The 12,735-nt window shown below is 62.5% G+C and carries 16 protein-coding genes; 2 read left to right on the forward strand and 14 right to left on the reverse strand.

Annotated features, from left to right (window positions below; genetic code table 11):
- Positions 1-99: 99 nt before the first annotated feature.
- The 14 genes from KO539_RS02380 to KO539_RS02445 all read right to left on the reverse strand — a co-directional run bounded on the left by KO539_RS02380 (position 100) and on the right by KO539_RS02445 (position 10,739).
- Entirely contained in the window at positions 100-1,017 is a 918-nt protein-coding gene (locus KO539_RS02380) for an SAM-dependent methyltransferase (RefSeq protein ID WP_374106315.1), read from the reverse strand.
- Positions 1,004-1,198: a Fe-S cluster assembly protein IscX gene (gene iscX / locus KO539_RS02385; protein WP_034750067.1), complete on the reverse strand. Its 195-nt coding sequence runs from the start codon at positions 1,196-1,198 to the stop codon at positions 1,004-1,006. Before iscX ends, KO539_RS02380 begins: the two co-directional genes overlap by 14 nt.
- 1 nt (position 1,199) lies before the next feature.
- Entirely contained in the window at positions 1,200-1,541 is a 342-nt protein-coding gene (fdx, locus tag KO539_RS02390; RefSeq protein WP_219307156.1) for an ISC system 2Fe-2S type ferredoxin, read from the reverse strand.
- Between the two features lie 61 nt (positions 1,542-1,602).
- Entirely contained in the window at positions 1,603-3,489 is a 1,887-nt protein-coding gene (gene hscA / locus KO539_RS02395; protein ID WP_219307157.1) for a Fe-S protein assembly chaperone HscA, read from the reverse strand.
- A 108-nt stretch (positions 3,490-3,597) separates the two neighbouring features.
- On the reverse strand, positions 3,598-4,113 hold the full coding sequence (gene hscB, locus KO539_RS02400; RefSeq protein WP_099378267.1) for a Fe-S protein assembly co-chaperone HscB: 516 nt from the start codon (positions 4,111-4,113) through the stop codon (positions 3,598-3,600).
- A 66-nt stretch (positions 4,114-4,179) separates the two neighbouring features.
- Positions 4,180-4,500 carry an iron-sulfur cluster assembly protein IscA gene (gene iscA, locus KO539_RS02405; protein ID WP_010399774.1) on the reverse strand — a complete coding sequence of 107 codons (321 nt, stop codon included), beginning with the start codon at positions 4,498-4,500 and terminating at the stop codon, positions 4,180-4,182.
- A gap of 51 nt (positions 4,501-4,551) precedes the next feature.
- Positions 4,552-4,941: a Fe-S cluster assembly scaffold IscU gene (iscU, locus tag KO539_RS02410; protein WP_034779562.1), complete on the reverse strand. Its 390-nt coding sequence runs from the start codon at positions 4,939-4,941 to the stop codon at positions 4,552-4,554.
- Positions 4,942-4,996: 55 nt separating this feature from the next.
- Positions 4,997-6,253: an IscS subfamily cysteine desulfurase gene (locus tag KO539_RS02415; RefSeq protein ID WP_219307158.1), complete on the reverse strand. Its 1,257-nt coding sequence runs from the start codon at positions 6,251-6,253 to the stop codon at positions 4,997-4,999.
- 40 nt (positions 6,254-6,293) lie between these two features.
- Positions 6,294-6,770, reverse strand: a complete 477-nt coding sequence (gene iscR, locus KO539_RS02420) for a Fe-S cluster assembly transcriptional regulator IscR (protein WP_034750086.1) — start codon at positions 6,768-6,770, stop codon at positions 6,294-6,296.
- A gap of 189 nt (positions 6,771-6,959) precedes the next feature.
- Positions 6,960-7,511, reverse strand: a complete 552-nt coding sequence (locus KO539_RS02425; protein ID WP_219307160.1) for an NADAR family protein — start codon at positions 7,509-7,511, stop codon at positions 6,960-6,962.
- A gap of 37 nt (positions 7,512-7,548) precedes the next feature.
- Positions 7,549-8,328 carry a uracil-DNA glycosylase gene (locus tag KO539_RS02430; RefSeq protein ID WP_219307161.1) on the reverse strand — a complete coding sequence of 260 codons (780 nt, stop codon included), beginning with the start codon at positions 8,326-8,328 and terminating at the stop codon, positions 7,549-7,551.
- 133 nt (positions 8,329-8,461) lie between these two features.
- Positions 8,462-9,112, reverse strand: a complete 651-nt coding sequence (maiA, locus tag KO539_RS02435) for a maleylacetoacetate isomerase (protein ID WP_219308551.1) — start codon at positions 9,110-9,112, stop codon at positions 8,462-8,464.
- Between the two features lie 20 nt (positions 9,113-9,132).
- Entirely contained in the window at positions 9,133-10,155 is a 1,023-nt protein-coding gene (locus KO539_RS02440; protein WP_219307162.1) for a fumarylacetoacetate hydrolase family protein, read from the reverse strand.
- Between the two features lie 50 nt (positions 10,156-10,205).
- Positions 10,206-10,739 carry a VOC family protein gene (locus KO539_RS02445; protein ID WP_219307163.1) on the reverse strand — a complete coding sequence of 178 codons (534 nt, stop codon included), beginning with the start codon at positions 10,737-10,739 and terminating at the stop codon, positions 10,206-10,208.
- Between the two features lie 126 nt (positions 10,740-10,865).
- On the opposite strand from KO539_RS02445, the gene KO539_RS02450 reads away from it, so the two are divergent.
- Together KO539_RS02450 and KO539_RS02455 are read left to right on the forward strand one after the other, a co-directional pair.
- Positions 10,866-11,801 carry a LysR family transcriptional regulator gene (locus tag KO539_RS02450; RefSeq protein ID WP_035820588.1) on the forward strand — a complete coding sequence of 312 codons (936 nt, stop codon included), beginning with the start codon at positions 10,866-10,868 and terminating at the stop codon, positions 11,799-11,801.
- Between the two features lie 29 nt (positions 11,802-11,830).
- A complete protein-coding gene (locus tag KO539_RS02455; protein ID WP_257626080.1) occupies positions 11,831-12,448 on the forward strand; it encodes a gamma-glutamylcyclotransferase in 618 nt (205 codons plus the stop codon).
- The last annotated feature ends 287 nt before the right edge of the window (positions 12,449-12,735 follow it).

Below are 12,735 nucleotides of genomic sequence, written 5' to 3' on the forward strand. Positions count from 1 at the left end.
TTGTCGGATTACGCGCTACCGCGCTAATCCGACCTACCCGGCCTGCGCGGCGATGGCGAATATGGTAGGTTGGATTAGCGGAACGCGTAATCCAACAAGTCAGGCCTGCGCCTTGGCCAATTCCTCGGCAAAGAAACGGTGGCCCATCTCTTCCAGGCCCAAGGTCTGCAGCACTTCCTGCAGACGCTCCGTCGGACGCTGGCGCGGCAAGTTCTTGTAGCTGGCGATGATCAGTTCATTCTTCATCGAATGTTCCCAGCCCACCAGTTCCGTCACGCTGACCTGGTAGCCGTGCGCTTCCAGCTGCAGGCAGCGCAGCACGTTGGTGATCTGGCTGCCGAACTCGCGCGTGTGCAGCGGGTGGCGCCACAGTTCCGTCAAGACACTCTTGCCCAGGCTCTTGCCCTTGTTCTTCTTCAGCACGGACGCGACTTCCGCCTGGCAGCATGGCACCAGCACCATGAATTTCGCCTTCTTTTTCAAGGCGAAGTGGATCGCGTCATCGGTGGCCGTGTTGCACGCATGCAAGGCCGTGACGATGTCGATCTGCTGGGGCAACAAATTCGATTCCGTCGATTCGGCCACGGACAGCGGCAGGAAGGACATGCCGGGGAACTTGAATTTCTTCGCCAGCTCTTGCGAGCGCTGCACCAGCTCTTCGCGCGTCTCGATGCCGTAGATGTGCGAGCCATCGTTGCCATTCTTGAAGAACAGGTCGTACAGGATAAAGCCCAGATACGACTTGCCTGCGCCGTGGTCGACCAGGGAGACGCCAGGATGGTCAAGCTGCACTTCACGCAGCAGCGGTTCGATGAACTGCGTCAGGTGATACACCTGCTTGAGCTTGCGGCGGCTGTCCTGGTTCATCTTGCCGTCGCGCGTCAGGATGTGCAATTCCTGCAGCAAGGCGACCGACTGGCCATCCTTGATCTCGGGCATGTTGCTGGCGGCCGTGATGACGTCTTTCGGCACAGCGACTGCGGTGGCGGCGGCTGCCGCGCCCTTAGCGCGCTTCATCGATCCACGCCATCTGTATCGCTTCGAGCACTTTTTCGCCGCCGCGCGTGTGGTCATCGTCGAAGCCGTCCAGTTCCACCACCCAGTTATGCAGGTCGGTGAAACGCACGGTCAGGGGATCGATGTCCGGATGCGTGTCGAACAAGGCTTCGGCGATCGCGGTGATGTCGGACCATTTCATCTTAGTGGCTGCCTTCGCTGACCTGGTTGATCGTGTATCTCGGGATTTCGACGACGAGGTCGGCCTCGGCCACGATGGACTGGCACGACAGGCGCGACACGGCTTCCAGGCCCCAGGCCTTGTCCAGCATGTCTTCTTCCAGTTCCGTCGCTTCGTTCAGCGATTCGATGCCTTCGCGGACCAGCACGTGGCAAGTGGTGCAGGCGCACGATTTTTCGCAGGCGTGCTCGATGTCGATGTCGTTTTCCAGCAGGATGTCGCAGATGGACTTGCCGGCAGGGGCTTCGATGACGGCGCCGTCCGGGCAAAGCTTGGCGTGCGGCAGGATAACGATTTGTGGCATGGTTTCTTCTTTCAGTCTGTCATTCGGAGCGCGGCCGCAGTTTCGGCGGCGCGCTGTTCAATTAGTCTTGTACGACCTGGTCCAGCGATTTGCCGGTGAGAGCCGTGCGCACGCTGCGGTCCATGCGGCGCGAGGCGAAATCCTCGGTGCCGTCGGCCAGCGCTTCGATCGCCAGCTTCAAGGCCTGGTGGTCGATGGCGCCGCTTTGCGACTGCACGATGGCGTCGCGCACGCGCTGCATCAGGCCGTCGACGGTGACGCGTTCGGCGTCATCGAGCAAGCCGCCGTCTTCGTCCAGCGCCGATTGCGTGGCCAGCAGGATGCGTTCCGCTTCCACCTGCTCTTCGCGCAGCGCGCGCGCCACCATGTCGACGTCGGCCGACGTGTACGAATCCTGCAGCATGCGCGCGATGTCGTCGTCGCCCAGGCCATACGCCGGCTTGACGCTGATCGACGCTTCCACGCCCGAGCGCAATTCGCGCGCCGAGACGGACAGCAAGCCGTCCGCATCGACCTGGTAGGTGATGCGGATGCGCGCGGCGCCCGCCACCATCGGCGGAATGCCGCGCAATTCAAAACGCGCCAGCGAGCGGCAGTCGCTGACCAGTTCGCGCTCGCCCTGCAGCACGTGCACGGCCAGCGCCGTCTGGCCATCTTTAAACGTCGTGAACTCCTGCGCACGGGCGCACGGGATCGTCGAATTGCGCGGGATGATCTTTTCCACCAGGCCGCCCATGGTTTCGATACCCAGCGAGAGCGGGATCACGTCCAGCAGCAGCCAGTCGTCGCCGGCGGCGCGGTTGCCGGCCAGCAAGTTCGCCTGGATGGCGGCGCCCAGCGCCACCACTTTGTCCGGGTCGATGTTCGCGTGCGGCGTCGTGTGGAAGAATTCGCTCACGGCGCGCTGCACGTGCGGCATGCGCGTGGCGCCGCCCACCATCACCACGCCGTCGACGTCGTCCGCATCCACGTTCGCGTCGCGCAAAGCTTTCTTGATGGCGTTCATGGTCTTGGCGACCAGGTGCTGCGTCATGGCGGCAAAGTCCGCTGCCGTGATGCGCAGATGGATCTCTTCGTCCGAGTTCAGCTTGGCGTCGATCGTCGTTTCCGACTTGGTCGACAGCAATTCCTTGATCTCGCGCGCTTTCACCATCAGGATGGCCGTGTCTTCGTCGGACAGGGGCGCCAGCTTGGCGTGCTCGCTGATCCAGCAGAACAGGCGGCGGTCGAAATCGTCGCCGCCCAGGGCCGAGTCGCCGCCCGTGGACAAGACTTCAAAGACGCCCTTGCTCAGTCGCAGGATCGAGATGTCGAAGGTGCCGCCGCCGAGGTCGTACACGGCGTACACGCCTTCGGAAGCGTTATCGAGGCCATACGCGATGGCGGCGGCCGTCGGCTCGCTCAGCAGGCGCAGCACGTTGATGCCGGCCAGCTGCGCCGCATCCTTGGTGGCCTGGCGCTGCGCGTCGTCAAAGTAGGCCGGTACGGTGATCACGGCGCCGACCAGGTCGTCGCCCAGCGAGTCTTCCGCGCGCTGGCGCAGGGTGGCGAGGATTTGCGCCGACACTTCGACGGGGCTTTTCACGCCGGCCACGGTTTTCAGCTGCACCATGCCAGGCGTATCCTGGAAGTCGTAGGGCAGGTTTTCCGCGTAGGCGATGTCGGCCAGGCCGCGGCCCATGAAGCGCTTGACGGAAACGATGGTGTTCTTCGGGTCGGTGGTTTGCGCGGCCAGGGCCTTGTAGCCGATGTTGGCGTGGCCGTTCGGCAGGTAGCGCACGACGGAGGGCAGCAGGGAGCGCCCGTCTTCGTCGTTGAGCACCTCGGGGATGCTGTTGCGGACGGTGGCGACCAGGGAATTGGTGGTGCCCAGATCGATGCCGACGGCCAGGCGATGCTGGTGCGGCGCGGTCGACATGCCTGGTTCGGAAATTTGCAGAAGTGCCATTGTATTCGTGCCTCGATTAATTTTTTGCGTGATGCGGTTGATGCCTGTCGCGCATTATAAGACGCGCGCCAGACTGGCGCTTGGCACGCCGGTCAAGCGATTAGCCAGTCAGGCTTCCATGGCTTCGTAGGCAAAACGGACTTCCTCGCCGAACTTGTCGAGGAACATCAGGGCGCGCACGCTTTGCGCGGCATTCACATAGTCGGCGGCGTCGAGCTGGGCCGCCACCTGCGCCAGCAAGGCCTTGCGTTCGCCGCGCAGCTGGCGGTCCAGGGCGTCGAGCGCGTCGGCATCCTTGCCCGCACGCGCGTCGCCCAGTTCTTCGCGCCACTCCATCTGCTGCATCAGGAAACTGACCGGCATGGCCGTGTTCGACTCCGTCTGCAGGTCGACGCCATTGAGTTCGCACAGGTATTGCGCGCGTTTTTGCGGGCTTTTCAGGGTTTGGTAGGCTTCATTGGCGCGCGTGGCCCATTGCATCGCCACGCGCTTTTCAGCGCTGCTGGCGTTGATGAAGCGGTCCGGGTGGACCTTGCCCTGCACGTCGCGGTAGGCCGCGTCGAGCGCGCTCATGTCGAGCGAGAACTGCGCCGGCAACTGGAATAATTCGAAGTGGTTTTGCATAATGGTCAGTGGTCGCTGTACCGCAATCGATGGGTACAGCGCACCGACCGGGGTCTTGCCAGCTGTTTAAATCCTGAAGGACTCGCCGCAGCCGCAGGCGTCTTTTTCGTTCGGATTGTGGAACTTGAAACCTTCGTTCAAGCCTTCGCGCGCGAAATCGAGTTCCGTGCCGTCGATGTAAGGCAAGCTTTTCGGGTCGACGAAGACTTTCACGCCGTGCGACTCAAAAACGCTGTCTTCGGCCGCCACTTCATCGACATATTCCAGCTTGTAAGCCAGGCCCGAGCAGCCCGTGGTGCGCACGCCAAAGCGCAGGCCCATGCCCTTGCCGCGCCGTTCGATATAACGGTTGATGTGTTTCGCCGCTTTTTCGGTCAGTGTGATCATGTATTTCTCCGTAACTGCCCCGGCCTTGCGGCTGGGGCGGGCTACCAACGTTTAAGCTGCTGCCGGGTGACGGGTTTGATAATCCAGTACTGCCGCCTTGATGGCGTCTTCCGCCAGGATGGAGCAGTGGATCTTCACTGGCGGCAGGGCCAGTTCTTCGGCGATCTGCGTGTTCTTGATGGCCAGCGCCTGATCCAGGGTTTTACCCTTGACCCATTCGGTCACCAGCGAGCTCGACGCGATGGCCGAACCGCAGCCGTAGGTCTTGAATTTCGCATCTTCGATCAAGCCATCGGCGCCGACCTTGATCTGCAGTTTCATCACGTCGCCGCAGGCAGGCGCGCCGACCATGCCGGTACCGATGGTTTCATCACCCTTGTCGAAAGCGCCCACGTTGCGCGGGTTTTCGTAGTGATCGAGTACTTTGTCCGAGTAAGCCATTTTGATGCTCCTTTAATATTCTTGCCGGCCCCGTCAACAGGGGCCACGGTGTTGGTTAGTGGGCTGCCCATTGGATCGAATTAATATCGATGCCATCTTTAAACATGTCCCACAGCGGCGACAGTTCGCGCAGCTTGTGTACTTTCGATTTCAGCAGGTTGACGGCGAAGTCGATGTCTTCCTCGGTCGAGAAGCGGCCGATGGTGAAGCGGATCGAGCTGTGCGCCAGTTCGTCGCTGCGGCCCAGGGCGCGCAGCACGTACGATGGTTCCAGGCTGGCCGAGGTGCAGGCCGAACCGGACGACACGGCGATATCCTTGATCGCCATGATCAGCGACTCGCCTTCGACGTAGTTGAAGCTCACGTTCAGGTTGTGCGGCACGCGGTGATCCATGTCGCCGTTGATGTAGACTTCTTCGATCTCTTGCAGGCCCTTGGCCAGGCGGTCGCGCAAGGCCAGGATGCGGCCGATTTCGCTGTCCATTTCTTCCTTGGCGATGCGGAACGCTTCGCCCATGCCGACGATCTGGTGCGTTGGCAGGGTGCCCGAGCGCAGGCCACGCTCATGGCCGCCACCGTGCATCTGCGCTTCCAGGCGCACGCGCGGCTTGCGGCAGACGTACAGGGCGCCCACGCCTTTCGGGCCGTAGGTTTTATGTGCCGTGAAGGTCATCAGGTCGACCTTGGTCTTTTGCAGGTCGATGACGACCTTGCCCGTCGCTTGCGCGGCGTCGCAATGGAAGATGATGCCTTTCGAGCGGCAGAATACGCCGATCTCGTCGATCGGCTGGATCACGCCGATTTCGTTGTTCACCAGCATGACCGACACGAGGATGGTGTCCGGGCGCACGGCCGCGGCCAGCTGCTCGACGGTGATCAGGCCGTTGTCCTGCGGTTCCAGGTAGGTCGCTTCAAAGCCGATGCGTTCCAGTTCGCGCACCGTGTCGAGTACCGATTTGTGCTCGGTCTTGACGGTGATGATGTGCTTGCCCTTGGTCTTGTAGAACTGCGCCGCGCCCTTGATGGCCAGGTTGTTGCTTTCCGTCGCGCCGGAGGTCCAGATGATTTCGCGCGGATCGGCGTTCACCAGGGCCGCCACGTAGCCGCGTGCCTCTTCCACGGCTTTTTCCGCCGTCCAGCCATACATGTGGCTGCGCGATGCCGGATTGCCGAACTGCTCGCGCAGGTAGGGAATCATCTTGTCGGCGACGCGTGGATCGATCGGCGTGGTGGCCGAGTAATCCATGTAGATCGGGAAATGCGGTGCGGTTTCAAAGTGCACTTGGCCTACGTTTTTTTCTGGGGCGTTCATCAATAACTCCTGCAATCAGCAACTTAGTATTTTGTAATATTCAACCGATGGCGGCGTGGTTACGATGCATCACCATCACGCTTTGTTCGGCAATCTTTTGTCTCTGCTGGTCGACCAGGTCCTGCAAGGACACAGAATCCAGATAATCGACCATTTTTTCGTTGAGTGTGGACCACAATTCATGCGTCATGCAGCGCGCACCCGTGGCCGCATCGGCGCCGTGGCAATGTTCCTTGCCGCCGCACTGCGTGGCGTCCAGCGGTTCGTCGACGGCGATGATGATGTCGGCCACCGTCACTTTGTCGGCACGGCGCGCCAGGCTGTAGCCGCCGCCGGGACCACGGATCGATTCGACGATCTCATGCCGGCGCAGCTTGCCGAACAGCTGTTCCAGGTAGGACAGGGAAATCGACTGGCGCTGGCTGATGCCGGACAAGGTGACCGGACCTTTACCCTGGCGCAGGGCAAGATCGATCATCGCGGTCACGGCAAAACGGCCTTTTGTAGTCAGACGCATACATCCTCTGGTCAACTGGTTTAAAATATTGCGGCTTTTCAACTTCTCAAACCCTGAGTAGTTGAATGATTTAGTCAAGTATAACAAATTCGGCGGGGTTTGTCAGAGCGCCCCTCGATGACCACAGGGCTGGCAGGGGCATGGCCGGCCGCGCCAGGCGCGGCGGCATCAGGAAAACAACAGTACTCGTCAAGCACGCAAGGCGCTGCGTACTTTCATCAGTTCAAATCCCAGCAAGTTCAAGCCATCCCAGGTGGCGGGGCTCAGGATGCGCGGGTTGTCCGACGCCAGGCCCACGCCCCAGATGCGGTCGACGGGACTGGCTTCGACGATGACGCGCTCGCCCGTGCCCAGCAAAAACTTGCGCAGCGCGGCCTTTTGCGAAAACTTGGCAAAGTTGCCATCGAAGACGATGCCGGCGCGGGCCGCTTCCCATACTTTGGCGTTAAAATTCGCCACTTCGCGCCCCAGCTTCTTCACTTCCGACGGCCGCCCGGCCGCCACGATGCGCGCCTGCACCGCCGTGTCGCCAAACAGGGCCGCCTTTTGCGCCATCATGTAGTGCTCGGCCGTCGCATACGTCACGCCGGCCAGGCTGAATGGCGATGGGAACCACTGGCTGAAGCAACTTTTGTCGGGCACCTGCGGCTGCGCCGGCGTGTGTCCCCAGAAATACAGATAGTCGGGCACGCCGCCCGCCGCGATCCACACCTTCAATTCTTCCACGTTACTGATTTGCATATTCCCCGCACTTCCGCCAGATGGCGTCAATTCAATCTCAAGCACGCAATAGTTGCATCGGGCCAAACAAGGCCTGCATGTCACGATTGCCGATAAAGGACAGATTATACGGATGTTCCGCCGTCACCTGCGGCAAGGCCGCCGCCACCGGCAAACGTTTGATGAGCTCGGCGATCTTGCCCCACAACACCAGTTGCGGCAAGGCCGCCCCACCCTGCCGCGCCAGCGCTTCGAGCACCACCTGCAGGAAGGGCAGCCAGCCGCGCGCATCCTGCACGGGCGGCACGTGGGAACGGAACACCAGCGCCGCGTTGAGCAGCAAGAAGCCCTGTTCCGTCATCTTGCGCTGCAAGTCGGGCAAGGTCTGGATCACGCCGCTGCCAGGCAGTTGCGCGGCGGCCGCCACGGGCGCCATGGCTACGCCGGACGTGTCGCCTCCCTGCAGCTGGCCATCGGCCACCAGCAGCATCTTCATGAAGTTGCGCAGGGACGTAGCGCGGTTGACGGGCTTCGACAGGCCCGTGGCCGACCACAGACTGCCGACGGCGCCGTCCATGAAGCACACGCCCGTGGCGCTGTCGGCGCGCGGATACGGCCCCTCGCCCACCAGCACGTAGCGCACCTGCGCCAGCGGCAGGGCAAAGGCGGCGAACAGCCGGCCCTGCGTGGGCAGGTAGTCGTCGATGGCCAGTGCCGGCAGGTAGGCGGGATCAGCCGCCATCACGGCGTGCAAGCCGCGCAGCAGGATGGGACGCCAGGTAGCGTGCGCCAGGGACAGGGCATCGATGATGCTGGCAGGAACGGTTGTTGCAGTCATGGCGCGTAAAGTATTTGGGCAAACGCAAATTGTAGCGCACCGGCAAGCGTGCATTACCCACCAAAAATCAAGCACGCATAAAAAAGCCCCGCCTGTTGCCAGACGGGGCCTCCTGCCTTGCGGCTTAGAAAATCTATTCGGCGTCAGGCTGTTGCGACGGATGGGCGGCCGCAAACGCCGGCAAGCCGGCGCAGTGGACATGGATGCGCGCCACGCGCGGGTATGGCGCCAGGTCGATGGCGAAGCGCTGCGCATTGAATACCTGCGGCACCAGGCAGCAATCGGCCATCGTCGGGCTGTCGCCATGACAGAACAGGCCCGTGCCGGCCGGATCGCCCTGCGCCAGCAGCGCCTCCACGGCCGCCAGCCCCTCGGCCATCCAGTGGCGATACCACTCCTGCTTGGCCTCGTCCGACAGCCCCAGGGTGTTTTTCAGGTATTTCAACACGCGCAGATTTGTCAGCGGATGGGCGTCGCAGGCAATCGCCAGCGCCAGCGCGCGCACCCTGGCCCTTCCCAGCGCGTCCGGCGGCAGCAGCGGCACGTCAGGGCGCGTCTCGTCCAGATACTCGAGCATCGCCAGCGACTGCGTCAGGATGGCGCCGTCGTCGTCGAGCGCCGGCACCAGGGCCGACGGATTGACGGCGCGGTAGGCTGGCAGCAGTTGCTGGCCGCCATCCTGCAGCAGGTGCACGGGGATGCTGTCGTAGGCGATGCCCTTGAGATTCAAGGCAATGCGCACGCGGTAGGCGGCCGAACTGCGAAAGTAGGTGTACAGCTTCATGCTCATGGCGAGGCGTCCTTTCAGGCGCGGCCGGCGTACAGCGCGACCGTCTGCTCGATGCTGCCGAAGATGCTGGCGCCGGCCGCGTCGCGCATCTCGATGCGCACCGTGTCGCCGAACTTCAGGTACGCCGTTTTCGGCGCGCCGTGTTCGATGGTTTCATACATGCGCACTTCGGCCAGGCAGCAGTAGCCGACGCCGCCGTTCTCGATGCTCGAGCCAAACAGGTTGCCCTGCTTGTTCGACACGGTGCCGGAACCGATGATGCTGCCGGCGCCCAGTTCGCGCGTCTTCGCCGCATGCGCCACCAGCTGGGCAAAGTCGAAGGTCATGTCTTCGCCCGCATTCGGCTTGCCGAACGGTTTGTCGTTGAGGTCCACCAGCAGCGGCAGGTGCAGCTTGCTGCCAGCCCAGTGGCCTTCAAGTTCATCGGGCGTGACGGCGACGGGCGAAAACGCGCTGGCCGCCTTCGACTGGAAGAAACCGAAACCCTTGGCCAGCTCGCCCGGAATCAGGTTGCGCAAGGAGACGTCGTTGACCAGCATGACCAGGCGGATCGCTTGCGCCGCATCGTCCACGCCGGCGCCCATGGCGACGTCGCCCGTAATCACCGCCACTTCCGCTTCCAGGTCGATGCCCCACTCTTCCGACAGGGCGAAGATCGGGTCGCGCGGGCCAATAAAACTGTCGGAGCCGCCCTGGTACATCAGCGGGTCCGTGTAGAACGAGGCCGGCACTTCCGCGTTGCGCGCCTTGCGCACGAGTTCCACGTGGTTGATGTAGGCGGAACCGTCGGCCCACTGGTAGGCGCGCGGCAGCGGCGAGTGGCACAGCGCCGCATCAAACGGCTGCGCGTCCGGCGCCTGGCCCGCGTTCAGGTCGGCATACGCCTGCTCCAGTTTCGGCGCCACGGCGTCCCAGTTGTCGAGCGCCGCCTGCAGGGTCGGCGCGATGGCGGCCACGCGCTGGTACTGGCGCAGGTCGCGGCTGACGAGGATCAGGGCGCCATCGCGGCTGCCGTTTTTCAGGGTTGCGAGTTTCATGGTATTCCTTGTTCGGTGGTTGTTTCAGAGAGGTTGCCGGTCTGGGGCGCTCAGGCTTCGGCCGGCGCATGCATCCAGGCGGCGTGCTTGGGAGCGCGGCGCGTCTGCGACCATTCTTCCAGCATTTCCCACTTGACGGCGTCCAGTTTGGCCATCATGTCGGGCGTGCCCACGTTGGCCGCCAGTTCCAGGCGGTGGCCGTTCGGGTCGAAGAAATAGATCGACTGGAAGATGGCGTGGTTGACGGGGCCCAGCACCTCGATGCCGCCGGCCACCAGGCGCTCCTTGGCGGCCAGCAGTTCTTCCATGCTGCCCACTTCCAGCGCCAGGTGCTGCACCCAGGCCGGGGTATTGCGGTCGCGGTCCATCGGCGGCTGCGTCGGCAGTTCAAAAAAGGCCAGCACATTGCCCTGCCCCGCGTCGAGGAAGACGTGCATGTACGGGTCCGGCGCCTTGGTCGACGGCACCAGGTCTTCGGCGATGGCGAGGACGAAATTCATGTTCAAATGCTTGACGTACCACTCGACGGTTTTCTTCGCGTCGATGCAGCGGTAGGCGACGTGGTGGATTTGCTTGATCTTCATGTGCTTGTCTCCAATGGATGGCGCCGTGGGCGCGTTGGCTGGCCTGTTTTTCAGCTTTTCACCATTAGAATCGAGTTCCAGCTATCATACAAACAATTTTTAACCATTGATTTATCGGATTATCTTATGAGTCCCAGCCTGCGACAGATGCGCGCCTTCGTGGCGCTGGCCAAGACCGGCAGTTTTACCCTGGCCGCCGAATACCTGCACGTGACGCAGTCCGCCTTGAGCGGCTTGATCAAGGAGCTGGAAAGCGTGCTGGGCGTGCGCGTGGTCGAGCGCAGCACGCGCAAGACGCAGCTGTCGGAAATCGGCCGCGAGCTGTATCCGCTGTTTGAAAAGATGATCGAGGATCTCGATGGCGCCATGGCCGGCATCGCCCAGCGCAAGGCGCTGAAAACGGGCATGGTGCGCATCGCCGCGCCGCAGATGATGGCCTGCACCCTGCTGCCGGAAGTGATCGCCGCCTATCGCCAGGCGCACCCGGATGTGCAGCTGCGCCTCGTCGACTGCCCCGTGGAAAATGTCTCGGCGCGCGTCTTCAGCGGCGAAGTCGATTTCGGCATCGGCCCCGAGCGCGACCCGACGGCGGAAATCGCCGCGCAAGTACTGTTCGAAATGCCCTTCGTGCTGGTCTTCCCCGAGCAGCACCCGCTGCAGCAAAAGGACAGGGTCACCTGGGCCGACGTGGGCGACTATCCGTTCATTTCGCTGCAAGGCCAGTTCACGGAACGCCTGCTGCGCGACATGCACGGCGCGTTTCGCGAACTGTCGCTCAATCCCTACAACGAGGTGACCTTCATGACGACGGCGCTGGCCATGGTCAGCGCCAACCTGGGCATCACGGTCTGCCTGCCGTACGCGGAACCGATGGTCAAACTATATCAATTGCAGATGCGCGCCCTGCACGAGCCGGAACTGACGCGGCGCTTTTTCGTCTACACGAAGACGGGGCGGTCGCTGTCGCCGGCCGCTGAAAGCTTCATGGCCTTTTTGTTCCGCTTTGTCGAGACGCACGAGTGGAACGTGGGAGCGGGCGGCACGGCTGGCGCCGCTTTATAATCGGGCATCGCCCTTTCACCGCTCGCACCATGACCCAGCCTCACCAGAACGATCTGTCCGCCATCGACGCCGCCACCATCGCCATCAACCAGCGCATGAACAAATTCGACGGCCATGCACAGGTCTGGCTGTTCGGCTATGGCTCGCTGATCTACAAGGCCGATTTCCCTTACATCGAGCGCCGCCCGGCCAGCATCGAAGGCTGGACGCGGCGCTTCTGGCAAGGTTCGCACGACCACCGGGGCACGCCGATGGCGCCGGGCCGGGTCGCCACCATCGTGCCGCAGGCGGGCGCCGTGTGCGACGGCATGGCTTACCTGATCACGCCCGAAGTCTTCGCCCACCTCGACCACCGCGAAAAGAACGGCTATTTGCGCCTGGCCACCGACATCACCTTCGACGATGGCGGCAAGGTCGAAGGCCTGGTGTACATCGCCAACGAGGAAAACGCCGCCTTCCTCGGCGCCGCCCCGGAACTGGACATCGCGCGCCAGATCGCCCGCTCTGCCGGCCCCAGCGGCCCGAACAGCGAGTACCTGCTGCACCTGGCCAGCGCCCTGCGCGAGCTGGGCAAGAGCGATCCGCACGTCTTTGCCATCGAGCAACATCTGGCGCAATTGAAGGATGCGCCGCCAGCAGCGCAGTGAGTGACGGCGGGCAAGCAGCTTGCATGATGCAAGCGATGAATATATTTTCATTGTGACAATTGGCGACTATCGCCGTTTTATTAGCGGCCATAATCGGAACGCGCGATTCCTTTATGCATGAGTGGAGCAACGGTACGCGTCAGCAGGCAGCGGGGCAGAACAAAAAATACGGCCCTGCATGATCGGAGCGAAATCACCGGAGCGAGACGACCATGTCCGAAAGGTCTATGCTGCAACAGCATGGGAGGCAGCCGCATTGCATGCTTCCCGGAGCAGGCGCTATTGCC

It is taken from the genome of Janthinobacterium sp. NKUCC06_STL (assembly GCF_019345455.1).
Lineage (GTDB): Bacteria > Pseudomonadota > Gammaproteobacteria > Burkholderiales > Burkholderiaceae_D > Janthinobacterium > Janthinobacterium rivuli.